Source organism: Agrobacterium vitis (assembly GCF_013426735.1).
Lineage (GTDB): Bacteria > Pseudomonadota > Alphaproteobacteria > Rhizobiales > Rhizobiaceae > Allorhizobium > Allorhizobium vitis_D.
In genome coordinates this window covers 203,791-227,502 of sequence record NZ_AP023272.1, presented here as the reverse complement: position 1 = coordinate 227,502, position 23,712 = coordinate 203,791, and the positions used below count along the sequence as shown (strand labels likewise).

Annotated in this window: 21 protein-coding genes and 1 tRNA gene; 14 read left to right on the top strand and 8 right to left on the bottom strand. The window is 58.1% G+C overall.

The genetic code is table 11. The features are described 5' to 3' along the window. The first annotated feature begins 84 nt into the window (after window positions 1-84). The 9 genes from rimP (at window position 85) to H1Y61_RS01075 (ending at window position 11,694) form a co-directional block, all read left to right on the top strand. Window positions 85-699 (top strand): ribosome maturation factor RimP, encoded by a 615-nt coding sequence (gene rimP / locus H1Y61_RS01115; protein WP_087727004.1) that lies wholly within the window; start codon window positions 85-87, stop codon window positions 697-699. Between the two features lie 58 nt (window positions 700-757). Further along, window positions 758-2,374 (top strand): transcription termination factor NusA, encoded by a 1,617-nt coding sequence (nusA, locus tag H1Y61_RS01110; protein ID WP_012654630.1) that lies wholly within the window; start codon window positions 758-760, stop codon window positions 2,372-2,374. Then, a complete protein-coding gene (locus H1Y61_RS01105; RefSeq protein ID WP_235680804.1) occupies window positions 2,374-3,069 on the top strand; it encodes an RNA-binding protein in 696 nt (231 codons plus the stop codon). The genes nusA and H1Y61_RS01105 overlap by 1 nt, the downstream gene beginning before the upstream one ends. Before the next feature lie 103 nt (window positions 3,070-3,172). Further along, on the top strand, window positions 3,173-5,953 hold the full coding sequence (infB, locus tag H1Y61_RS01100; RefSeq protein WP_180573462.1) for a translation initiation factor IF-2: 2,781 nt from the start codon (window positions 3,173-3,175) through the stop codon (window positions 5,951-5,953). A gap of 164 nt (window positions 5,954-6,117) precedes the next feature. Beyond that, a complete protein-coding gene (rbfA, locus tag H1Y61_RS01095) occupies window positions 6,118-6,531 on the top strand; it encodes a 30S ribosome-binding factor RbfA (RefSeq protein ID WP_180573461.1) in 414 nt (137 codons plus the stop codon). A gap of 4 nt (window positions 6,532-6,535) precedes the next feature. After that, window positions 6,536-7,465, top strand: coding sequence for a tRNA pseudouridine(55) synthase TruB (gene truB, locus H1Y61_RS01090; protein ID WP_071202364.1), 930 nt, complete (start codon window positions 6,536-6,538; stop codon window positions 7,463-7,465). A 204-nt stretch (window positions 7,466-7,669) separates the two neighbouring features. Continuing rightward, the gene (gene rpsO / locus H1Y61_RS01085; protein ID WP_060719398.1) at window positions 7,670-7,939 is read left to right on the top strand and encodes a 30S ribosomal protein S15; all 270 of its coding nucleotides are present in this window, start codon (window positions 7,670-7,672) and stop codon (window positions 7,937-7,939) included. A gap of 420 nt (window positions 7,940-8,359) precedes the next feature. Next, a complete protein-coding gene (pnp, locus tag H1Y61_RS01080) occupies window positions 8,360-10,504 on the top strand; it encodes a polyribonucleotide nucleotidyltransferase (protein WP_087727186.1) in 2,145 nt (714 codons plus the stop codon). A 173-nt stretch (window positions 10,505-10,677) separates the two neighbouring features. Further along, a complete protein-coding gene (locus H1Y61_RS01075) occupies window positions 10,678-11,694 on the top strand; it encodes a class I SAM-dependent methyltransferase (protein WP_180573460.1) in 1,017 nt (338 codons plus the stop codon). Between the two features lie 76 nt (window positions 11,695-11,770). On the opposite strand, the gene fabI is transcribed toward H1Y61_RS01075, so the two are convergent. Genes fabI through fabA form a run of 3 tightly spaced genes read right to left on the bottom strand, consistent with a single transcriptional unit; the run spans window position 11,771 to window position 14,356 of the window. Beyond that, complete coding sequence (gene fabI / locus H1Y61_RS01070; RefSeq protein WP_180573459.1) at window positions 11,771-12,577, bottom strand: enoyl-ACP reductase FabI; 807 nt, start codon at window positions 12,575-12,577, stop codon at window positions 11,771-11,773. A 5-nt stretch (window positions 12,578-12,582) separates the two neighbouring features. Next, window positions 12,583-13,806 (bottom strand): beta-ketoacyl-ACP synthase I, encoded by a 1,224-nt coding sequence (gene fabB, locus H1Y61_RS01065; RefSeq protein ID WP_012654639.1) that lies wholly within the window; start codon window positions 13,804-13,806, stop codon window positions 12,583-12,585. Window positions 13,807-13,840: 34 nt separating this feature from the next. Next, on the bottom strand, window positions 13,841-14,356 hold the full coding sequence (gene fabA / locus H1Y61_RS01060) for a 3-hydroxyacyl-[acyl-carrier-protein] dehydratase FabA (protein ID WP_012654640.1): 516 nt from the start codon (window positions 14,354-14,356) through the stop codon (window positions 13,841-13,843). Between the two features lie 307 nt (window positions 14,357-14,663). Between fabA and irrA the strand changes: the two genes are divergently transcribed. After that, window positions 14,664-15,080: an iron response transcriptional regulator IrrA gene (gene irrA / locus H1Y61_RS01055; RefSeq protein ID WP_070147497.1), complete on the top strand. Its 417-nt coding sequence runs from the start codon at window positions 14,664-14,666 to the stop codon at window positions 15,078-15,080. Window positions 15,081-15,144: 64 nt separating this feature from the next. Here irrA and H1Y61_RS01050 read toward each other — a convergent pair whose 3' ends face one another. After that, window positions 15,145-15,780 (bottom strand): trimeric intracellular cation channel family protein, encoded by a 636-nt coding sequence (locus H1Y61_RS01050; RefSeq protein ID WP_156619226.1) that lies wholly within the window; start codon window positions 15,778-15,780, stop codon window positions 15,145-15,147. Between the two features lie 300 nt (window positions 15,781-16,080). On the opposite strand from H1Y61_RS01050, the gene H1Y61_RS01045 reads away from it, so the two are divergent. Beyond that, a complete protein-coding gene (locus H1Y61_RS01045) occupies window positions 16,081-16,551 on the top strand; it encodes a hypothetical protein (protein WP_180573458.1) in 471 nt (156 codons plus the stop codon). Window positions 16,552-16,632: 81 nt separating this feature from the next. Here the strand turns inward: H1Y61_RS01045 and H1Y61_RS01040 are convergent, their stop codons facing one another. From H1Y61_RS01040 to H1Y61_RS01030, 3 genes are all read right to left on the bottom strand, one after another. Then, a complete protein-coding gene (locus tag H1Y61_RS01040; protein WP_180573457.1) occupies window positions 16,633-18,012 on the bottom strand; it encodes an MFS transporter in 1,380 nt (459 codons plus the stop codon). A 440-nt stretch (window positions 18,013-18,452) separates the two neighbouring features. Continuing rightward, window positions 18,453-18,528, bottom strand: a tRNA-Ala gene (locus H1Y61_RS01035). Between the two features lie 151 nt (window positions 18,529-18,679). After that, on the bottom strand, window positions 18,680-19,066 hold the full coding sequence (locus H1Y61_RS01030) for a TIGR02300 family protein (RefSeq protein ID WP_012654645.1): 387 nt from the start codon (window positions 19,064-19,066) through the stop codon (window positions 18,680-18,682). Window positions 19,067-19,335: 269 nt separating this feature from the next. Here H1Y61_RS01030 and cmk point away from each other — a divergent pair, with 269 nt between their 5' ends. The 3 genes from cmk (at window position 19,336) to mbfA (ending at window position 22,995) form a co-directional block, all read left to right on the top strand. After that, window positions 19,336-19,980 (top strand): (d)CMP kinase, encoded by a 645-nt coding sequence (gene cmk, locus H1Y61_RS01025; protein WP_041697339.1) that lies wholly within the window; start codon window positions 19,336-19,338, stop codon window positions 19,978-19,980. Between the two features lie 167 nt (window positions 19,981-20,147). Then, on the top strand, window positions 20,148-21,851 hold the full coding sequence (gene rpsA, locus H1Y61_RS01020; protein ID WP_041696077.1) for a 30S ribosomal protein S1: 1,704 nt from the start codon (window positions 20,148-20,150) through the stop codon (window positions 21,849-21,851). Between the two features lie 160 nt (window positions 21,852-22,011). After that, complete coding sequence (gene mbfA, locus H1Y61_RS01015; RefSeq protein WP_180573456.1) at window positions 22,012-22,995, top strand: iron exporter MbfA; 984 nt, start codon at window positions 22,012-22,014, stop codon at window positions 22,993-22,995. A gap of 64 nt (window positions 22,996-23,059) precedes the next feature. Here the strand turns inward: mbfA and H1Y61_RS01010 are convergent, their stop codons facing one another. Continuing rightward, window positions 23,060-23,674, bottom strand: a complete 615-nt coding sequence (locus tag H1Y61_RS01010) for a transglutaminase-like cysteine peptidase (protein ID WP_174109627.1) — start codon at window positions 23,672-23,674, stop codon at window positions 23,060-23,062. Between the last annotated feature and the right edge of the window lie 38 nt (window positions 23,675-23,712).

Sequence of the window (23,712 nt, the reverse complement as noted above, 5' to 3'; positions counted from 1 at the left end):
TCGCCAGATGAAGAGTGGGCCCGCAAGGACCCGCTCTTTTTTGTTGGCGATGGACCATGAAGCTCCATACCGAGGAGGACAGGTTTGTCCGAACACGTGCCAGCCGATGAGGCGCCCGAGCCACGTCTGATTACCGAAACCGGCCTCGACCGGCGCATCGCCGATATTATCGAGCCTGTTATTGTCGAACTTGGTTTCAAGCTCGTTCGCGTGCGGATCCTCAACCAGAACGGCATGACGCTGCAAATCATGGCCGAGCGCAAGGACGGCACGATGACCGTCGAGGATTGCGAAGAACTGTCCATGGCGATTTCTCCGGTTCTGGATGTGGAAGATCCGGTCGATAAGGAGTATCATCTGGAAGTCTCGTCGCCCGGTATCGACCGTCCGATGGTGCGCGCATCCGATTTCTCGCGCTGGCAGGGCAACCTGCTGAAATGCGAAACGTCCATTCTGATCGACAATCGCAAGCGTTTTCGTGGCAAGATTGCCGATGTCACCCCTGACGGTTTCGTTCTGGAGCGCGATCAGGTTGCTTACGGGGAAGAGCCACGGCTCACCATCCCGTTTACGGCATTGGCCGAGGCCAAGCTGATCCTGACGGATGATCTGGTCCGCGATGCGCTGCGCGCCGACAAGCAGGCAAAGGCAGCGGCTGAAGCTGCAAACCAGAACGACGAAACCGGCGAAGACCAATAACCGATAACACGCCTGGCAGGCGAGCATGCCCCAGGCAGGAAGACGGAGACTTTAAACAATGGCAGTCAGTGCTAATCGGCTCGAGCTGTTGCAGATCGCGGATGCGGTCGCACGCGAAAAAGTCATCGACCGCGAAATCGTGCTTGCTGCGATGGCTGACGCCATCCAGAAGGCCGCGCGTTCGCGTTACGGTTCCGAGACCAATATTCGCGCCGACATCAACTCCAAGACCGGCGAAATCCGTCTGCAGCGCCTGCTCGAAGTGGTCGAAACCGTCGAGGATTACGGCACCCAGATCGCACTCGAACTGGCACGTGACCGCAATGTCGACGCCAAGCTGGGCGATTACATTGCCGATCCGCTGCCGCCGATGGATTTCGGCCGTATCGCCGCCCAGTCCGCCAAGCAGGTTATCGTGCAGAAAGTGCGCGAAGCCGAGCGTGATCGGCAGTTCGATGAGTTCAAGGATCGCGTCGGCGAAATCATCAATGGCACGGTCAAGCGCGTCGAATATGGCAATGTTATCGTCGACCTCGGTCGTGGCGAAGGCATTATCCGCCGTGATGAAATGATCCCGCGCGAAACCATGCGTTACGGTGACCGCGTTCGCGCCTATGTCTATGACGTGCGCCGCGAACAGCGTGGCCCGCAGATTTTCCTGTCGCGCACCCATCCGCAGTTCATGGTGAAACTGTTCACCATGGAAGTGCCGGAAATTTACGACGGCGTCATCCAGATCAAGTCGGTGGCCCGTGACCCGGGTTCTCGCGCCAAGATTGCAGTTATCTCCAACGACAGCTCGATCGATCCGGTCGGTGCTTGCGTCGGTATGCGCGGTTCGCGTGTTCAGGCCGTGGTTGGTGAATTGCAGGGCGAAAAGATCGATATCATTCCGTGGTCGGCAGACCCGGCATCCTTCATCGTCAACGCGCTTCAACCGGCAGAAGTTGCCAAAGTGGTGCTGGACGAGGATGCCGAGCGCATCGAAGTGGTTGTTCCCGATGAGCAGCTGTCGCTGGCCATCGGCCGTCGCGGTCAGAATGTTCGTCTGGCGTCGCAGCTGACCGGCTGGGATATCGACATCATGACGGAAGCGGAGGAATCCGAGCGCCGCCAGAAGGAATTCAACGAGCGCACCAATCTGTTCATGGACGCGCTCGATGTGGACGAAATGGTCGGCCAGGTTCTGGCATCGGAAGGCTTTGCCCAGGTTGAAGAGCTTGCCTATGTCGATCTGGAGGAAATCGCTTCCATCGATGGTTTTGACGGCGATACCGCAGAAGAAATCCAGACCCGCGCCCGCGAATATCTCGAAAAGCTGGAAGCCGAACTTGATGCCAAGCGCAAGGCGCTCGGCGTGTCCGACGAGCTGCGCAGCATTGATGGCATGACAACGCAAATGTTGGTTGCGCTCGGGGGAGACGGCATCAAGACGGTCGAGGATTTCGCCGGCTGCGCTGCTGACGACCTGATCGGCTGGAGTGAGCGTAAGGATGGCGAGACCAAGAAATTCGAGGGCCTGTTCTCGAAAATCGACATTTCTCGCACCGAAGCGGAACAGATGATCGTTCAGGCTCGCCTTGCGGCTGGCTGGATCACCGAAGCGGATATTGCCGCCGAGGCTGAGGCAGAAGTCGTCGAGGATGAGGCGCAAGAGGCTGAGCAGGGCTCGTGATGGCCTCCGATCCATCTTTGGAGGAAGGGCGTCCGGCAAATCCGGTGAAGGCGGTAAAGGACGGTCAGAACGACCGGACGTGCATCGTCACCCGCCAGCCGGGAACGCCAGATACACTGATCCGGTTCGTGGCAGGCCCTGATGGGACGCTCGTGCCGGATCTGAAACGGGAATTGCCCGGCCGTGGCTGCTGGGTGTCTGTTTCCCGCGAGGCCGTGGACAAGGCTGTGGCGAAAAAGCTTTTCGCCCGTGCCTTGAAGATGGATGTCACCGTCGATCCCGAAATGGGAGCGCGTGTGGACAGGCTGCTTGTCCAGCAGCTGGCGGGAATGATGAACCTGGCGCGCAAGGCGGGCCAGTTTGTAACTGGGTCGGCCAAGGTCGATCTCGCGATCCGCAGCGGTGCCGCGCTTGGCGTGTTTCACGCCACCGATGCCGCCGCAGATGGCGTTCGAAAACTGGACCAGGCCCGCAAGGCCTGGCATCTCGGAATGGAAACGGACGAGGAAATTCCCTCTTATCGGCTCTTTTCCGAGGCGGAAATGCAAGAACTGATGGGCCAGAACGCTTTTATCCATGCCTGCGCGCTTGCAGGACAGGCGGGTGAAGGTGTAGTGAAGCGCGCAACTCTGCTTGAAACCTATCGTGGCCTTTCGCCGCGGATGGCGAGTAGCGCTGGCCGTAAACCACAATGACGCGGTCACCGGTGAAAACCGGCCTCCGTGGTGTAGGACAGTATGTGAACGGCGTGGTCTGATGCGGTAGTCATCCGGCCTCGCTCGAAGGAACGGGAACGGAATGACCGACAGCAAAGACGACAAGACACTCAGCGTTACGGGCAAGAAGACACTCACGCTCAAGCCGACGGGAGTGAACCAGGGTACCGTGCGCCAAGATATGGGTCGCGGTCGCACGAAGGCCGTTGTGGTCGAGACGCGCAAGCGCCGCCCGACCCGTCCTGAAGACGAACGTGCAGGCCAGCCCCAGGGCCGCGTTGGCGATGATGCACCGGCAACGGCAGCTGCTGCCCCCGTGCAGACGCCAGCCCCCGTGCAGGCTCCGGCGCCAGTCGCCGCCGCACCGCAGGCACCGCGCCCAGCGGCTCCTGCGCAGCGCGTTCAACAGACAAATCAATATTCGCAGCAGCGCCATCCAGGCCAGCAGAACCGTCCGCAGGCGTCGAGCCAGCCGAGCCGCCAGCCTGACCGGCCGCGCGGAGCCGTGCTGCACGATCTGTCCGCCAGCGAAATGGATGCTCGCCGCCGCGCTCTGGCCGAAGCTCAGGTCCGCGAAGTCGAAGACGCCAAGCGTCGTGCCGAGGAAGAGGTTCGTCGTCAGGCCGAAGAAGTCGAGCGTCAGCGCCTGGCCGCTTTGGAAGCCATTCGTCAGGCCGAAGAGGATAAGGTCCGCGCGCTCGAAGCCAAAAACGCCCCCGAGCCTGTTGCAGAGCCAGTCGCTCCGGTGGCAGAAACGCCACGCGCCGCCGATCCGGCACCCCGTGCGCCATCGCCTGCTGGTGCAAAGCCGGCTGCCGGTGCACCCGCTCCGAGCTTCGTGCGCGGTCGCAAGCCTGAAGGTGAAGACGATGAAAATCGCGGCCCCGCCCGTGGTGGTCCGGTGCGCGGCAAGGTCGTGCGTCCTGAGCCCGCCAAGGTTCCGGCGCGCCCCAAAACCGAGGATGAGCGCCGCCGTGGCAAGCTGACCGTCACCACCGCCGCTGTCGATGAAGACGGCAATGCGCGTGGCCGTTCGCTGTCGGCCATGCGCCGTCGCCAGGAGAAATTCCGCCGCAGCCAGATGCAGGAACCGCGCGAAAAGGTCATGCGCGAAGTGGTTCTGCCGGAAACCATCACTATTCAGGAATTGTCGCAGCGCATGTCCGAACGGGCCGTCGATGTGATCAAGTACCTGATGAAGGAAGGTCAGATGATGAAGCCGGGCGACGTCATCGACGCCGATCTGGCCGAGTTGATTGCCACCGAATTCGGCCATACCGTCAAGCGCGTTTCCGAATCCGACGTTGAAGAAGGCATTTTCGACGTCAAGGACGACGCTGGCGAAATGGTGTCGCGTCCGCCGGTCGTGACCATCATGGGCCATGTTGACCATGGCAAGACCTCGCTGCTCGACGCCATTCGTCAGACCAGCGTCGTTTCAGGTGAGGCCGGTGGCATTACCCAGCATATTGGTGCTTATCAGGTGGAGCAGAACGGCCACAAGATCACCTTCATCGACACCCCCGGCCACGCCGCCTTCACGGCTATGCGTGCTCGTGGCGCTCAGGCGACCGACATTGCCATTCTGGTGGTTGCCGCCGATGACAGCGTCATGCCGCAGACGATCGAGTCGATCCACCACGCCAAGGCTGCCAATGTGCCGATCATCGTGGCGATCAACAAGATCGACAAGCATGAGGCCAACCCGGAAAAAGTGCGCCAGCAATTGCTCCAGCACGAGGTGTTCGTCGAATCCATGGGCGGTGAAGTGCTCGACGTCGAAGTGTCGGCGAAGAACAAGCTCAATCTCGACAAGCTGCTGGAAGCCGTGCTTCTTCAGGCCGAAATTCTCGACCTGAAGGCAGATCCAAGCCGGACTGCCGAAGGTCTGGTCATTGAAGCACAGCTTGATCGGGGCCGTGGTGCCGTTGCCACCGTTCTGGTTCAGAAGGGCACGCTGCGTCCCGGTCAGATCATTGTCGCTGGCGATCAATGGGGCCGCGTGCGCGCCCTCGTCAACGACAAGGGCGGTCACGTCAAGGAAGCAGGACCTGCCATGCCGGTCGAGGTTCTCGGTCTGTCGGGTACACCTGCCGCCGGTGACAAGTTCGCCGTGGTTGAAAGCGAAGCCCGCGCCCGTGAAATCTCGGAATACCGTCAGCGTCTGGCCCGCGACAAGGCCGCTGCCCGCCAGTCCGGTCAGCGCGGTTCGCTCGAGCAGATGATGAGCAAGCTCCAGGATACCGGCTTCAAGGAATTCCCGCTGGTCATCAAGGCCGACGTTCAGGGTTCTGTCGAAGCAATCGTCGCAGCGCTTGATAAGCTGGGAACCGACGAAGTGAGGGCCAGGATCGTCCATTCGGGCGCCGGTGCCATCACGGAATCGGATATTTCGCTTGCCGAAGCATCCAACGCTGCGATCATCGGCTTCAACGTTCGTGCCAACGTTCAGGCTCGGGCCTTGGCCGAGCGCACAGGCACCGAAATCCGCTATTACAACATCATCTACGATCTGGTGGATGACGTGAAGGCAGCGATGTCGGGCCTCCTGTCGCCGGAACGCCGCGAAACTTTCCTCGGCAATGCCGAGATCCTCGAAGTGTTCAACATCACGAAAACGGGCAAGGTCGCCGGTTGCCGTGTTGTCGAGGGCAAGGTCGAGCGTGGCGCAGGTGTGCGTCTGGTGCGCGACAACGTTGTCATCCACGAAGGCAAGCTCAAGACGCTCAAGCGCTTCAAGGACGAAGTGGCAGATGTGCCGATGGGTCAGGAATGTGGCATGGCCTTCGAAAACTACGAAGACATCCGCGCTGGCGACACCATCGAGTGCTTCCGCGTCGAGCATATCACCCGTACGCTGTAATCAGCGGTTACCATCCAGAAAGGCCGCTTTTCGGAGCGGCCTTTCTGTTCACATACGTGAAAACGACAGCTGTTTGAGGCCCCTATCTTCTTGAGGAAGATGAGGTTCATCAGTCCCAGGGTTCGATCCCCACCCGCCTGTTTGAAGGCAAATGAGAAACGATAATGAGCAAACCAACAAATTCCGCGCCATCGCAGCGCATGCTGCGCGTTGGCGAACAGGTCCGCGCCGCCATTACCCAGGTTCTGCAACGCGGCGAAGTGCGTGATGACCTGATCGAAAAGACCGTCATTTCGATTTCCGAAGTGCGGATGTCGACTGATCTGAAGGTCGCCACCGCCTATGTCTCGCCGCTTGGCGTCAGCGACCATGACACGGTGATCGCTGCATTGAACCGCCATGCGAAGTATATTCGCGGCCGGATCGGCGGCCAGCTACGGCAGATGAAATATATGCCGGAAGTGCGGTTCCGCGACGATTCCAGCTTCGACAATTATCAGAAGATCGATGCGCTGCTGCGCTCGCCGGAAGTGGCGCGCGATCTGGGGCCAGACGAAGACAAGCAAGAAGACGAATAAGACGATGTCCAAACCCAGAAAACCCAAGGGCCGTCCGGTTTCCGGCTGGCTGATCCTCGACAAGCCGGTGGATTACGGCTCGACCGAAGCCGTCGGCAAGATCAAGTGGCTGTTCAATGCCCAGAAAGCAGGTCACGCTGGAACGCTTGATCCGCTGGCCTCCGGCATGTTGCCGATTGCGCTGGGCGATGCCACCAAGACGGTTCCCTACGTCATGGATGGCCGCAAGATCTACGAATTTACCGTCACCTGGGGCGAAGAACGCTCGACCGACGATCTGGAAGGTGAGGCAACCCAAACCTCCGACCAACGCCCGACCGAAGAACAGATCCGCGCTTTGCTGCCGGATTATACTGGTGTGATCAACCAGATCCCCCCGCAGTTTTCGGCCATCAAGATTGCCGGGGAGCGCGCTTATGATCTGGCCCGTGAAGGCGAGGTGGTCGATATTCCCTCCCGCGAGGTGGAAATCCATCGGCTGACCTTGCTGAAGGCTGACCTTGACTGCGCTTATTTCGAGGTCGAATGCGGTAAGGGCACCTATGTGCGCTCGCTGGCGCGCGACATGGGCCGGGATCTTGGCTGCTACGGGCATATTTCGGAGCTGCGACGCTCTTTCGTCGCGCCGTTTGCCGAGGATATGATGGTGCCGCTCGAAGATCTCGTAGAACTGGAAAAGATCGAGGATCGTGACGAGCGGCTTGCAGCCCTGGATGCTTTCCTGTTCGATACCGGCGAGGCGCTGATGGCGCTGCCGCAGATCCGGATCAGCGACGATCAGGCCCATCGGTTGCGGATGGGCAATCCGATTATCCTACGCGGCCGCGATGCACCGGTGGCCGAACCGGAAGCGGTGGCCCTGGCCGGTGGCAAGCTGGTGGCGATTGGAGAGATCGGCGAGGGCGAGTTCCGCCCGAAACGGGTTTTTGCCTGACAGTCAGCTTTTCCGTCTATTATTGGACGGGAAAGTCTCATGCTTGCGGCGTGATCGGCTAACCGGGCACGCCTCTTCCCTTGGCTGCCGGAATAGTATATAGGCGGCCCCAGCATTGCAGAACTATGCGTGCATTCATGGCCTCCGCTGGACGACATCCCGGCCGCAGGCGACCTAATCCTCCCTTTCAAGAAAGGACATACGATGTCGATTACCGCAGAACGCAAGGCAGCCCTCATCAAGGAATACGCAACCAACGAAGGTGACACTGGTTCACCGGAAGTTCAGGTTGCTATCCTGACCGAGCGGATCACCAACCTGACCGAGCACTTCAAGGGCCACAAGAAGGACAACCACTCCCGTCGTGGCCTTCTGACGCTGGTATCCACCCGCCGTTCGCTTCTTGATTATCTGAAGAAGAAGGACGAAGGCCGTTACAGCAAGCTGATTGCGAGCCTCGGCATTCGCCGCTAAAGACTGGACCGGCGGGCTTCCGATAAGGAAGGACCCGCCGGTACTTTTTCCGGGGCGCTGAAAAGGCTCCGGCTTGAAAGGTTTGCGCGGCAATTCTGCCCGCTGACAGACTGAATGAAACCTGGGTCATATGGATCCGGGAAAAGCCATGCGATGCATGGAGATGTTGCAATGCCATGGGTTTTCCAAGCGCAAGGCGTTGCAAACCAGGCAGTCCGGATGGGCCGGTACTGCCGACGACAACCGATGGCCTGTCATGGGGCAGGATTGTTGGATGCTTCAGCCGAAAGGCGCCGGACGGTCCGCATGGATCGATAGAAGCCTCCCGCTGTCTTGCCCGTGATGGTTCAGCACGATGCGTCTGAACGCGGCTTTGATGTCTTTGGCAGAAAAGCCGCCAGCGCATATGAAGGACAAGATATGTTTAATGTTCACAGCGTTGAAATCGAGTGGGCCGGCCGGCCGCTGAAGCTGGAAACCGGCAAGATCGCCCGTCAGGCTGACGGCGCCGTTCTCGCCAGCTACGGCGAAACCGTTGTTCTGGCCACCGTCGTTTCCGCCAAGTCGCCGAAGCCGGGTCAGGATTTCTTCCCGCTCACCGTCAACTATCAGGAAAAGACCTATGCCGCGGGTAAGATCCCGGGTGGCTATTTCAAGCGCGAAGGCCGTCCGAGCGAAAAGGAAACCCTGGTTTCCCGTCTGATCGACCGCCCGATCCGCCCGCTCTTCCCGGAAGGTTACAAGAACGACACTCAGGTCGTGGTTACCGTTATTCAGCATGACCTTGAAAACGATCCGGACGTTCTGTCGATGGTTGCCGCTTCGGCTGCCCTGACACTGTCTGGCGTACCGTTCATGGGCCCGGTCGGCGGCGCACGCGTCGGCTATATCAATGGGGAATACGTTCTCAACCCGCATCTCGACGAGATGGATGAGTCCGTTCTCGACCTCGTGGTTGCCGGTACGCAGGACGCCGTCCTGATGGTCGAATCCGAAGCCAAGGAACTGAACGAAGACATCATGCTCGGCGCAGTGATGTTTGGTCATCGTGGCTTCCAGCCGGTCATCGACGCGATCATCAAGCTCGCCGAAGTGGCTGCCAAGGAGCCGCGCGAATTCGAACCGGAAGATCATTCCGCTCTCGAAGCCGAAATGCTCTCGATTGCCGAAGCCGAACTGCGCGACGCCTACAAGATCACCCAGAAGGCTGATCGTTATGCTGCTGTCGATGCCGTAAAGGCCAAGGTTAAGGCACACTTCTTCCCAGAGGGTGCAGAGCCTAAATACACTAACGAAGTGATCGGCGCGGTCTTCAAGCACCTGCAAGCCAAGATCGTTCGCTGGAACATTCTCGACACCAAGAGCCGTATCGATGGCCGTGACCTCGAAACGGTCCGCGCGATTGTCTCCGAAGTCGGTATCCTGCCGCGTACGCACGGTTCGGCGCTGTTTACCCGCGGCGAAACCCAGGCGATCGTGGTTGCCACGCTCGGCACCGGTGAAGATGAGCAGTATGTGGACAGCCTGACGGGCATGTACAAGGAACGCTTCCTTCTGCATTACAACTTCCCTCCCTATTCGGTTGGTGAAACTGGCCGTATGGGCTCCCCGGGCCGCCGCGAAATCGGCCATGGCAAGCTGGCATGGCGCGCCATTCGCCCGATGCTGCCTTCGCCGGAACAGTTCCCCTACACGCTGCGCGTCGTCTCCGAGATCACCGAATCGAACGGCTCGTCCTCGATGGCAACCGTTTGCGGCACCTCGCTGGCGCTGATGGATGCCGGCGTTCCGCTGGCTAAGCCGGTGGCTGGTATTGCCATGGGCCTGATCCTGGAAGGCGAGCGTTTTGCCGTTCTCTCCGACATTCTCGGCGATGAAGATCATCTCGGCGACATGGACTTCAAGGTAGCTGGCACCGAAGCCGGTATCACCTCGTTGCAGATGGACATCAAGATCGCCGGTATTACCGAAGAGATCATGAAGGTTGCCTTGGCGCAGGCCCAGAATGGCCGCAAGCACATTCTCGGCGAAATGGCCAATGCCATCACCGAAGGTCGCTCGCAGCTCGGTGAATTCGCACCGCGCATCGAAGTCATGACCATCCCGGTCGATAAGATCCGTGAAGTCATCGGTTCCGGCGGCAAGGTTATCCGCGAAATCGTCGAAAAGACCGGTGCCAAGATCAACATCGAAGACGATGGTACGATCAAGATCGCCTCTGCTTCCGGCAAGGAAATCGAAGCCGCCCGCAAGTGGATTCACTCGATCGTTGCCGAGCCTGAAATCGGCGTTGTCTATGAAGGCACGGTCGTCAAGACTGCTGACTTCGGCGCTTTCGTCAACTTCTTCGGTTCGCGTGACGGCCTCGTCCACATCAGCCAGTTGGCTGTAGACCGCGTTGCCAAGACCCAGGATGTGGTCAAGGAAGGCGACAAGGTTTGGGTCAAGCTGATGGGCTTTGACGAGCGCGGCAAGGTTCGCCTGTCCATGAAGGTTGTCGATCAGGCAACCGGTAAGGAAATCGTTGGCGACAAAAAGGCCGAAGGCGACGCTGCCGCTGAATAAGCGGGGGTAATCCTATGACAAGGCGCGGGAGATTTTCCGCGCCTTTTTTTATCCGGGAGTTTGTCAGAAAACGTGGAAACCGGGTTTCCCGAAGACAAACGAAAACAAGAGAAAATAGAGACTGTCAGCTTCAGTAGGAAACCGACAGAGTCTAATTGCGAGATTGCCGAGCCATGAGCCGCGAAACCCTGAAGACCATTTTTCATCCCTTTGTCACCGAAGCCGTTGCTCTTCCAGGCGAAGACGAACGCTTCCTGTTTCTCGGCGCCGAGGCAGGCTTCGTGAAGCCGGAAGGCTTTGGTGCCGAATTGACGGTGGTCCAAGGTTTCCGCCCCGATTTTCGTCGCCTGGAGGCGGCCCGTCAGACGCCGGTTCCTGTTGTCGCAGGTGAGGACTATGACGGCGCGCTGGTTTTGGCTGGCAAACACAAGGGCCTCAACGAAAACCGCGTCGCGGAAGCGCTGGCGCGTGTCCGGGCCGGTGGCGTCATCATTGTGGCTGGTGCCAAAGAAGACGGGATTCAGCCGCTGCGCAAGCAGATCGACCGCCTTGGTCTTGAGCCGCAATCGCTGCCAAAATATCACGGCATTGCCGTGTGGTTCACCGTGCCGGAGGATAAGGCTGCCGCGGTTGCCGCGCTCGCTTCCAAGCCGGTCATGGTCGAGGGCCGGTTTGAAACCTATGCCGGGCAGTTTTCCCATATGCATGCCGATCCCGGTTCTGAACTGCTGGTCAGCCGGTTGCCGGACGATTTCGATGGCAATGCCGCCGATTTCGGCGCTGGTTGGGGCTATCTGTCGGTAATGCTGGCCGAGAAGGCACGGCGCACCAACCGGATCGACTTGTTCGAGGCCAATTATGATTCGCTTGAGCAGGCCAAGAAGAATCTGGCCCGCAACTGCCCCAATCTCACGGCACGCTTCTTCTGGCAGGATCTGGGCGCTGAACCGCCCAAGGAAAAATACGATCTTGTTATCATGAACCCGCCCTTCCATGAGGGGCATGCGACGGAGCCATCGATTGGCGAGGCCATGATCAAGGCGGCCAGTGACGCCTTGCGGGGTGGTGGAGATCTGCTGATGGTGGCCAATCGCGGTCTGGCCTATGAGCCGGTTCTGGGGGCCAATTTTCGTCAGCATGGCGAGACCTGCCGCAATGCACGCTACAAGGTGCTGTGGGCGAAGAAATAGGCCGAAAACGCTTATAAACAAAAAAGGCGCCGGGAGAGATCCTGGCGCCTTTTTGTTTGAGAAGTGAAGTCAGTGCCTATTCTGCGTCATTGCTGCGCAGCACGCCCAGCGCTGGCAGCGACGTGATGTTATAGCCACCATCGACGTAGTGGATTTCGCCCGTTACGCATCTCGACAGATCCGACAGCAGATAGAGAGCCGACCCGCCGATATCCTCGATGGTGGGCGTGCGGCGTAGCGGCGCATTTTTCTGGTTCCAGCTGAAGATGGCCCTTGCATCGGAAATGCCTGCACCGGCAAGCGTGCGGACCGGGCCAGCCGAAAGGGCGTTGACGCGAATGCCGCGCGGGCCGTAATCGCTGGCCAGATAGCGCATGGAGGATTCCAGCGCCGCCTTGGCAACGCCCATAACGTTGTAATTGGGAATGACCCGCGTGGAGCCGCCATAGGTGAGCGTCAGCAGCGATCCGCCGTCTGGCATAAGGTCGGCTGCACGCCGGGCGATTTCCGTGAAGGAGAAGCAGGAGATCACCATGGTGCGGGTGAAATTTTCCCTTGATGTGTCGGCATAGAGGCCTTTCAGCTCGTTCTTGTCGGAAAAGCCTATAGCATGAACGACGAAGTCCAGCTTGCCCCAACGCTCTCTAAGTGCGGTGAAGGTCGCATCGACCGAGGCCAGATCCTCGACATCACACGGCAGAACAAAATCCGAGCCGAGCTGGGCGGCCAGCGGCTTGACGCGCTTCCCAAGCGCTTCGCCCTGATAGGTGAAGGCCAGTTCGGCACCAGCTGAGGCGAGAGCCTGAGAAATGCCCCAGGCAATGGAGTGATTGTTCGCAACGCCCATGATGAGCCCGCGTTTACCTTGCATGGAAGCGATCATCGCTGTCATCCGTTATGACGCTGAAACACCAGCGTCGCATTCGTTCCACCAAAACCAAAGGAATTGGACAGCACTGTGTCGATCTTGGCATTGTCGATCCGTTTGCGCACGACCGGCACGCCTTCGAATTCTGGATCGAGCTCGGTAATATGGGCGCTTTCGCCAATAAAGCCTTCCTGCATCATCAGCAGGCCGTAGATCGATTCCTGTACGCCTGCCGCTCCCAGCGAATGGCCGGTCAGCGACTTGGTGGACTGGATCGGTGGGATCTTGTCACCAAATACGGTGCGGATCGCGCCGATTTCCTTGCTGTCGCCGACGGGTGTCGATGTGCCGTGGGTATTGATGTAATCCACGTCGCCTTTAACGGTTGAGAGCGCCTGGCGCATGCAGCGGATGGCGCCCTCGCCAGACGGAGCGACCATGTCGTAACCGTCCGAGGTCGCGCCATAGCCGGTAAGTTCGGCATAAATCTTGGCGCCACGCGCCTTGGCATGTTCCAGTTCTTCCAGAACCAGCACACCGGCGCCGCCAGCGATGACGAAGCCATCGCGGTTGGTGTCATAGGCACGCGAAGCCAGAGCTGGCGTCTCGTTGTATTTGGTAGACATTGCGCCCATGGCATCGAACAGGTCGGACATCGACCAATCGAGATCCTCATGACCGCCTGCGAACATGATGTCCTGCTTGCCCCATTGAATCATTTCAGCGGCATTGCCGATGCAATGGGCCGAGGTCGAGCAGGCCGACGAGATCGAGTAGTTGACGCCGTGGATCTTGAACCAGGTGGCAAGCGTCGCAGATGCCGTCGATGACATGGCTTTCGGCACGGCGAACGGCCCAATACGCTTCGGGCTCTTGTTCTGACGAGTGATATCCGCCGCCTCGACGATCTGGCGGGTCGAAGGACCGCCCGATCCCATGATGATGCCGGTGCGCTCGTTGGCGGAATAATCCTTTTCCTCCAGGCCCGAATCGGCAATCGCCTGTTTCATCGCCACATGGTTCCAGGCGCCGCCCTGTGACAGGAAGCGCATGGCACGACGGTCGACAAGGTCGGTCGTGTCCAGTGAAGGTTGACCCCAGACCTGGCATTTGAAGCCATGCTCGGCAAAATCGGGAGAAAAGGAAATGCCGGACCTGGCGTCGCGGAGAGATGCCGTCACTTCCGCGGCATTATTGCCGATGGAGGACACAATGCCCAGACCCGTAACTACTACCCGTCTCATGTAATCGACCTTTTGCTTGATGGGGGTGATGCGCTCAGTCGGCCTTTTCCTTGAAAAGCCCGACACGCAGATCAGTTGCCTTGTAGATGACCTCGCCATCGGCCTTCATCCAGCCGTCGGCAATGCCCAGCACCAGACGCCCGCGCATGACGCGCTTGAAGTCGATGCCATATTCCACCAGCTTGGTGGAGGGCGTAACCATGCCGGTGAATTTCACTTCGCCGGTGGAAATGGCCCGGCCCTTGCCGGGTTCGCCCAGCCAGCCGAGGTAAAAGCCGGTCAATTGCCACATGGCATCCAAGCCAAGGCATCCCGGCATGACCGGATCGCCCTGGAAATGGCAGGGGAAGAACCAGAGATCGGAGGTGATGTCAAACTCGGCGCGGATATAGCCCTTGTCATGTGGGCCGCCGGTTTCCGAAATATCGGTGATGCGATTGAACATCAGCATAGGCGGCAGCGGCAATTGCGCATTGCCCTGGCCGAACAGTTCACCCCGACCGCAGGCGAGAATCTCGTCGTAATTATAGCTTGTCTGTTTTTCGTTCATCGGTCTTTCAATTCCCCCCTTCAGGCGTTCCGCTTAGGAGACTTAAAGCAAGATGGCGACGAATTGAAGCCGATGCCAATTCATTCCAACGCTTTACGCAGTGTCGTATGGCCTCTGTCCTGGCCGCTTTCCGCCGACCGAATACAGGAAGCGTCCATACTCCACCAGTGCTAAAATCGGTCAACCGCCTCAATATAAGGGCTTTCACTGGATTTACCCGCCGTCAAACTATTGAAAGCAGGCCCGTCAGCAGGTATATCAGTACGATGACAGTGAGATTTCAAGGGACAATGCGGAGATCGCCGGTATGATGGCGCAAGCCTCTAGGGACGTGGAAGCAAAACTGCGTCGGTCGGGCCTGAGGCCGACACGGCAGCGGGTTGCCTTGGCTTCGCTGTTGTTTGCCAAGGGAGACCGGCATCTGACCGTCGAGGAACTGCACGAAGAAGCGGTTGCCGCCGACGTGCCTGTGTCCCTCGCCACCGTCTACAACACGCTTCATCAGTTTACCGAGGCCGGCATGATCCGGGTTTTGGCTGTTGAGAGCAACAAGACCTATTTCGATACCAATGTGTCGGACCACCACCACTTTTTCGTGGAGGGCCGAAACGAGGTTCTGGATATTCCAGTCAGCAATATCGAAATCGGCAACTTGCCTGCGCCGCCCGAAGGCATGGAAATTTCTCACGTCGACGTGGTGATCCGGCTGCGTCCCAAGGCCTGATCTAAAGGCAGCCTGATTTCCAAGCCTGTTGTGGAGACCATGATCGGCTACGACCATATCCGGTTCACATCACGTCATCAGGATGGCGCCCGGCCTGGTGCCCATATCGCGGAAATGTCCAGCCAAAATACAATGCGCCGCCGCGCACCAGAAAGGCTGCCAGGACGCCACCTGCGGAAGCCCAGTATAAGGGCGCGGCCAGCATGAAGGCCCCGGTAAACACGCAGGCACCGATCAAGGCTGCGGTGATGTAAATTTCCGGGCGCAGCAGCACCGAAGGCTCATTGGCCAACAGATCGCGCAGCACGCCGCCCAGGGTAGCCGTCATCATGCCCGTGACGACGGCGATGGTAGGCGAGCCTGTCGCGGCCATCCCCTTAGCCGCTCCCATCACGCAATAGGCGGAAAGCCCGATAGCATCGAGCCAGATCAGCAACTTGTAGCGCGATTCCACCAGATGCGCGGTGAAGAACACCAGCACGCCGACAGCGCAGCAGATCAGAATATAGCTTGGGTTGACCACCCAGAACACCGGCAGGCGTCCAAGAATGATATCGCGCACTGTGCCGCCGCCTGTGCCGGTGACCGTGGCAAAAAACAGGAAGCCGATCAGATCCAGTTGTTTGCGTGAGGCGGCCAAAGCTCCGGTGGCGGCAAACAGCGCAACGCCTGCATAATCCAGATAAAGAAGAAGCGACATAGTGGCCCTGACGTTGCGATGATCTGCCGATGAATGGACGCGAAATGTGCGGCGCTGGGGTGGATGCGGACTATTTTACAATATCATGCGTTACCCAAGGCATAAGGATTACGGTTTCAATAAGTGTCGCCCTTGCCTGCGCCAACCAATCACCGCCAACCTGGCCGTCGCAAACAAGATTGATGGCAAGGGCGGCGCAAGCTGATTGCGCTATCGGGATCTTTGGCAGTGCGGATGGTCCGTAATGCGCTAGATTTTCGTTCTCGCCATAGGGCTGCAATCCTATCGAAGGTTCATGCCGTGACATTGCTTCTTCGCCTGCTCCTGTGCCTGTTGTTGCCCCTGTCTACCTCGGTCGCCCTGGCGCAACAGCAATTGGTCAGTGACCCGGAAATCTATGAGAAGGATCATTTCCGTAAGGTTTGCACAAAAGCTGAGTTCGATGACAACTACGTCACCCGGTTGGATATCAACAATGATGGCATTGTCGATGCAATCGTCAACGAAGGCGCGCTGACCTGCGATGGCAAGCGCGGCCCCGACTGTGATGCTGAAGGCTGCCCCTATAATTTCTATGTGCAGGTCAAGGAAGGCGGCTATCTGATGATCGCCACCGCCAAGATCTTTGGCTATGACTTCATCCAGCGCTACGGCAACAAGGTTTTCGTGCTGAAAATGCCGCCGCATTTCTGCGACCGCACCGATGGTCCGCAATGCGAAATGACGGTGCGGGTGCGCGGCGTGATGTTCGTGACGATCGTCAAGAAATAGTCTGAAACAGCGACAGCACGGTGCATTTGGCAGAGTGCATCATGCTGTCGCAACGTTTGTCTGAGCGCGATTGCGCTTGGGCTACGCCTTTGCCATGGATTGCGCACGCATACGATCGTATTCGTCCTTGGTGATTGGCTTTGCCGTCTTGTTGCCGAGCTCATCGATACTGATTCGGTAGGTTTCCCGGGCCGAGAGGGCGGCCAGCGCTGAAATCACGGTAATGGCCAGCGTCCAGCAGCCGATGACGATGGGGATATTCAGCGAGCCGGGCGGTGCAACGGCCGTGAACAGGGCAGGGAAGAGGGCCGTGATTGCCGTGCCGACATTCTGCGCGATGGCCATTGAGGAGACGCGGATGCGGCTCTGGAACAATTCCGGATAGAAGGACGGGAAGACGGCATTATATCCCTGATAAATCACCCCCCACATCAACAGCGACATGACAATGGCCATCGGGACATTGTGAATGCTGATCGCATAGAGATAGCCAAACGACAAAGCGCCAGACAGCAATGCGCCGATGATGATCGGTGGCTTGCGGCCAATACGGTCGGAAAGTCCGCCGATAAAGGGAATGACCAGAACGGCAACAATATTGCCGAGCACCGGAATCCATAGATAGACGTCCTTGCTGAAGCCGACACCGTACGCTGGCTGCACGGCATAGGCCGCGCCGAACACCGTTGTCACGGTTGGAATGACGTTCATAAGCGACATGCACATAACGCGGATGATATCGGCCCAGCCATGGCGGAAGGCCTCGACGATGGGCGCTTTCGAGACGGCGCCGCTTTCGCTGGCGTTGATGAAGGTCGGTGTTTCCTCAACCAGACGGCGGATGACAAAGCCGACGATTACCACGAAGATCGACAGGAGAAAGGGAATACGCCAGCCCCAGCTGTTGAATGCTGCCGGGTCCATATAGTGGGCGAGCGGCAGAAACACGGCGGCAGCCAGAATTTGTCCGGCCTGGACGCCCTGAAGTGCAAAGGATGCGAAAAATCCCCTTCGTCCATTCGGTGCGTGTTCCAGAATCATTGATGAGGCGCCGGAGATTTCTCCTGCAACCGCAAATCCCTGGATCAGGCGCAGCACGACCAGAAAAATCGGAGCCCAGATGCCGATTTGCGCATACGTGGGCAACAGGCCGACCATCAATGTCGAAAAGCCCATGAGAAACAGGCAGGTCAGCATCATTTTCTTGCGACCGTAAACGTCGCCCATATGCCCCAGAACAAACGCACCGATTGGGCGGCTGACATAGCCCACGCCGTAGGTTGTCAATGATGCGACAATCGCTGTCGTCGGATCTACAGATGGAAAAAACAGCTGAGGAAAGACCAGTGCCGCGGCTGTGGCGTAAATGAAGAAATCATAATATTCCAGCGCGGAGCCAATCCAGCCGCTGGCAGTGGCGACACGAGATTGTCTGTGTGCCTTTTCACGATCAAAGGACATGTTTATTTCCTCCCAACAAGCATTTCATCAGTGGGAAGAGGAACAGCCACATTGCCAACCCTCCGGTGACAATTCAATGAACGCAATTTTACCCACCAATGATAGTAGAATAGTTTATTACAACCGAAAAATCTGTCCGACCATAATAAGGTTAAAGCAGATGTACAACCCAAAAGCGCCAATGTCCTTCAGGTCAATGATGGAGCATCAAGCCGAATGCGTAATCCTGTGGGGCCTGGTTGCTCTTGACTTTGAATGGGTGAACTGGACGCTCGGATTATTGCTTTTGCCGAATCCCCGTTGGCAGAATGGATAATCGTTAACAAGCGCTCTGATGGAGAAAGCGTCAATTTCAGAAAATTCGATTCGCTGAATATTCATAGCGAGACTGTCTCACGATACAGATCGCAAAATAGACAACCATATACATAAAGGAGATTTGGTGGAGCTAAGCGGGATCGAACCGCTGACCTCTTGCATGCCATGCAAGCGCTCTCCCAGCTGAGCTATAGCCCCATAAGGGTCCGGCATTTGCCGGGTCCGGGAACCGTGTGAAGCACTGCTTCGTCCGGTGTGGCGGCTTCATACGTGCTGCTTTTGCACATGACAAGCCAAAAAATGCGCACCCGGATGTTTTTTTATCATCCGGACGCGCAGAGCTGTTAAATCAGACTTCGTCGTCGTCGCCGGTCACGCCGATAATGCCGGACATGTCGTCGTCTTCGTCGTCTTCATCGGCTTCCAGGAAGGTGTCGTCATCGTCGTCGCCGATTTCGACATCGTCATCGCCGATATCAGGAATGTCGTCGCCACCGGCTGCATCGTCCGCGTCTTCCAGCGAAACCAGCTCGACATCGGTGTTCTCGGTATCGACTTCCGCGACCTCTTCCTCTTCAGCCTTTTCCATGATGGCGGCTACCGAGGTCTCTTCAAAGTAAGAGAGCGGCCAGGATTTCTTCGTATAGGGGGATACGACCGGATCATTGTTCAGATCGTAGAATTTCTTGCCGGTGTCGGGGCAAGTGCGTTTGGTTCCAAGTTCTGCATTCGCCACTGTCAAAGCCTCATGAAATCGTTGGAAAAGAGGGCATGCGCCGAGGACCCGGGCCCGAAGGCCGGTCCAACTATCGTCGGTCCCTTAATCGTTGTGCTGGCTTCTGTCAAAGGCAAACTGGCTGGCCGATCCGCAAGCTTGCCGCTTTCGCGCCAGCAAGAGACAGGAATGTCGAGCGATGAAGCGGGGATGACCTTGAGCATCTGGTGTGCTACGGGGCCGTGCAACATGGGGTATGCAGACAGGAAGAGGGTAGCCGTTTGACTGAGGTGACGGAAAACACGTTTGTAATCGCCATCGACGGTCCTGCGGCTGCCGGCAAGGGAACGCTGTCGCGCCGGATCGCCGACAGTTACGGCTTTCATCATCTGGACACGGGCCTGACCTACCGCGCCACGGCCAAGGCGCTTTTGGAAAAAAGCCTGCCGCTCGATAATGAGGCTGTGGCCGAACAGGTGGCGCTGGGGCTCGATCTTTCCGGTCTGGACCGGGAGGTTCTGGCCAAGCACGATATCGGTGAGGCGGCGTCGAAAATCGCCGTCATGCCCGCGGTGCGCCGCGCTCTGGTCGAGGCGCAGCGACGGTTTTCGCTGAAAGCCCCCGGTGCGGTGCTGGACGGACGCGATATCGGCACGGTTGTCTGCCCGGATGCGGCGGTTAAGCTCTATGTCACGGCCTCTCCGGAGGTGCGCGCCCGGCGTCGCTTTGACGAGATTGTTGCTCATGGTGGCGTGGCTGATTATCCCGCAGTTTTTGAGGATGTGAAGCGGCGTGACGACCGCGACATGGGCCGCGCCGACAGTCCGTTGAAACCTGCTGAAGACGCGCACTTGCTAGATACGTCTGAAATGAGTATAGAGGCGGCGTTTCAGGCTGCGCGGTCCTTGATCGATGCGGCATTGAAAAACAATTAGCATGCATTCAGCAGACAGGACCGACGACCGGTTTTGTCTGGACCAGCCGAAACCAGCGTCCTTGCGCCGGGTTGTCCTTTTATAAGGGCGGACGCGGGATCGGCCGTTATCAACACCAACCCACCGGCGCACTGCGCATTCCCAAGGGGATGCGATTAGGAGATTTCATGTCTGTTTCTACCCCGACACGGGACGATTTCGCGGCCCTGCTGGAAGAATCCTTCGCAAAGACCGATCTGGCCGAAGGCTATGTTGCCAAGGGCATCGTTACGGCCATCGAGAAGGACGTCGCTATCGTTGACGTCGGCCTCAAGGTCGAAGGCCGCGTTCCGCTGAAGGAATTTGGCGCTCGCGCCAAGGACGGCCAGCTGAAAGTTGGCGACGAAGTTGAAGTTTACGTCGAGCGCATTGAAAACGCGCTGGGCGAAGCTGTTCTGTCGCGCGAAAAGGCCCGTCGCGAAGAAAGCTGGATCAAGCTCGAAGCCAAGTTCGAAGCTGGCGAGCGCGTCGAAGGCGTTATCTTCAACCAGGTCAAGGGCGGTTTCACCGTCGATCTGGATGGTGCCGTTGCCTTCTTGCCGCGCTCCCAGGTGGATATCCGCCCGATCCGCGACGTGACCCCGCTGATGCACAACCCGCAGCCCTTCGAAATCCTCAAGATGGACAAGCGTCGCGGCAACATCGTGGTTTCGCGCCGTACGGTTCTGGAAGAGTCCCGCGCCGAGCAGCGTTCTGAAATCGTTCAGAACCTCGAAGAAGGCCAGGTTGTTGAAGGCGTCGTCAAGAACATCACCGATTACGGTGCGTTCGTTGACCTCGGCGGCATCGACGGACTGCTGCATGTCACCGACATGGCATGGCGTCGTGTGAACCATCCTTCGGAAATCCTGTCCATCGGCCAGTCGGTCAAGGTTCAGATCATCCGTATCAACCAGGAAACCCACCGCATCTCGCTCGGCATGAAGCAGCTCGAGTCGGATCCTTGGGATGGCATTGCTGCCAAGTACCCGGTTGGCAAGAAGATCTCCGGTACCGTGACCAACATCACCGACTACGGTGCATTCGTTGAGCTGGAGCCGGGCATCGAAGGCCTGATCCACATTTCCGAAATGTCCTGGACCAAGAAGAACGTACACCCCGGCAAGATCCTGTCCACAAGCCAGGAAGTTGACGTGGTTGTTCTCGAAGTCGATCCGTCCAAGCGTCGTATCTCGCTTGGCCTGAAGCAGACCCTCGAAAACCCATGGCAGGCATTTGCCTACAGCCATCCGGCTGGCGCTGAAGTCGAAGGCGAAGTCAAGAACAAGACCGAATTCGGCCTGTTCATCGGCCTCGAAGGCGACGTTGACGGCATGGTTCACCTGTCGGATCTCGACTGGAACCGTCCAGGTGAGCAGGTTATCGAAGAATACAACAAGGGCGACGTCGTTCGCGCCGTTGTTCTCGATGTGGATGTCGAAAAGGAGCGTATCTCGCTCGGCATCAAGCAGCTCGGCAAGGACGCGGTTGGTGATGCCGCCGCTTCCGGCGATCTGCGCAAGAATGCTGTTGTTTCCTGCGAAGTGATCGCGGTCAATGACGGTGGCGTCGAAGTCAAGCTCGTCAACCATGAAGACATCGTGTCCTTCATCCGCCGCGCCGACCTCGCTCGTGACCGTGACGACCAGCGCCCTGAGCGTTTCTCCGTTGGCCAGGTTTTTGACGCTCGCGTCACCAACTTCTCCAAGAAGGATCGCAAGGTCATGCTGTCGATCAAGGCGCTGGAAATCGCTGAAGAGAAGGAAGCCGTTGCTCAGTTCGGTTCGTCCGATAGTGGTGCTTCGCTCGGCGACATCCTGGGTGCAGCCCTGAAGAACCGCAGCAACGACTAATCGTCGCGGTTTAGAAGATTAAAAACCCGCCGGACAGCAATGTCCGGCGGGTTTTTTGTTTGGGGTGATGGGACTGGCGACGGAATGCCGAAAAGGGCTCTTGCCGCCCATCGAACAATGCTCTAAATTTAGAATTATTCTAAATTGGAGAGCAGCCATCATGTTTCGCACCTTATTCGCCCCTGCGAAGCGGCGTCTGGATAGCCTCACCGAACAGGAGGTCCTCGCGCTGGCAATTTCTTCCGAGGAAGACGATGCGCGGATCTATCTGGCCTATGCGGATCGGTTGAAAGACCAATATCCCCAATCCGCCAAAGTCTTCCAGGATATGGCGGAGGTGGAGCACGCTCACCGCAACATGCTGATCGACATGCATCGCCAGCGGTTTGGCGAGCACATCCCTCTGATCCGCCGGGAGCATGTCCAGGGTTTCATGGCGCGCAAGCCCGATTGGCTTCAGGCCCAGCTTTCCGTCGATCAGGTGCGCGAAGAGGCGGAAGCCATGGAGCGTTCTGCGTATAACTTTTATGTCGAGGCCCAGAAACATGTCTCGGATGCCCGCACAAGGACGCTTCTCGGCGATCTGGCGATGGCGGAACAGGGGCACGAGGATGTGGCCCATATGTTGGGCGAAAAGCACCGGCCGGAGGATGTTCAGAAACTGGAACAGGAAACCGCCAAGCGGCAGTTCGTTCTCACCTATGTGCAGCCGGGCCTTGCCGGATTGATGGATGGTTCGGTTTCGACGCTCGCGCCGATCTTTGCGGCGGCCTTTGCTACCGGTGATACCTGGCAGACCTTTTTGGTCGGCCTCTCGGCCTCGGTGGGGGCGGGTATTTCCATGGGCTTCACAGAAGCCTCCCATGACGATGGCAAGATTTCCGGCCGAGGTTCGCCGATCAAGCGCGGCCTAGCCTGCGGTATCATGACAGCGCTGGGTGGCCTTGGCCATGCGCTGCCCTATCTCATCCCACATTTCTGGACGGCAACGGCAACGGCGGGCGTGGTGGTGTTCATCGAATTATGGGCTATTGCCTTCATTCAGAACAAATATATGGAAACGCCGTTCTGGCGTGCGGCCATGCAGGTGGTGCTGGGGGGATCATTGGTGTTGGCCGCCGGTATCTTGATCGGCAGCGGTTGAAATAGTCCATGAAAAAGGCCTGGAGCGTTTCCACATCCAGGCCTTTTGCCGATTGTCTGTTACCCTATTTCAACGCCGCGACCGGAACATCCTTGCCGCTTTCAATCGTGACCCAACGACCGGTATCGAAGCTCGCCTGCCGTTTCAGATAGGTGTAGGAGGTTGCGCTCCAGAGTTTTACATCATCAACCAGATTATCGAGAATATAGTCGCCTACGGATGTGCGCAGCGTCAGTACCGCATGACCTTCACCATCGGGTTTACGCACGACGGTAATCAGCAGATCCGCTTCAGAAAATCCGGCCTGGAGAAGGCGCTTGCGCTTCAAGAGAACGAAATCTTCGCAATCGCCGGCATCTACAGGATATTCCCACCATTCCTCGCGACCATAGACGTCCATATCGGTCATCGGAGTGATGGATTTGTTTACATCCATATTGACGGCGTGAACGATATCCCAACCGTGTTCCGTAACCTGGCGGGCAGGGGCGGGCTTGCTGCGCACCTGGCATTCGGCCTTGTAGCGCAGGCAAAATTCATAATGACCGATGGGCTGCGAGGTGATGCCGCCGGTAACCATCGAGGCTGGAACAGCCGATGTCATATCCGCAGCCGCATTGCCCGCGAAAAACAGCGGAAGTGCCAGAAATGCTGCCAGAGCTGAAAGCCTGAAGGTCATGAGACGTCCCTTGAATTCTTAACAAAGAGTTAAGATTA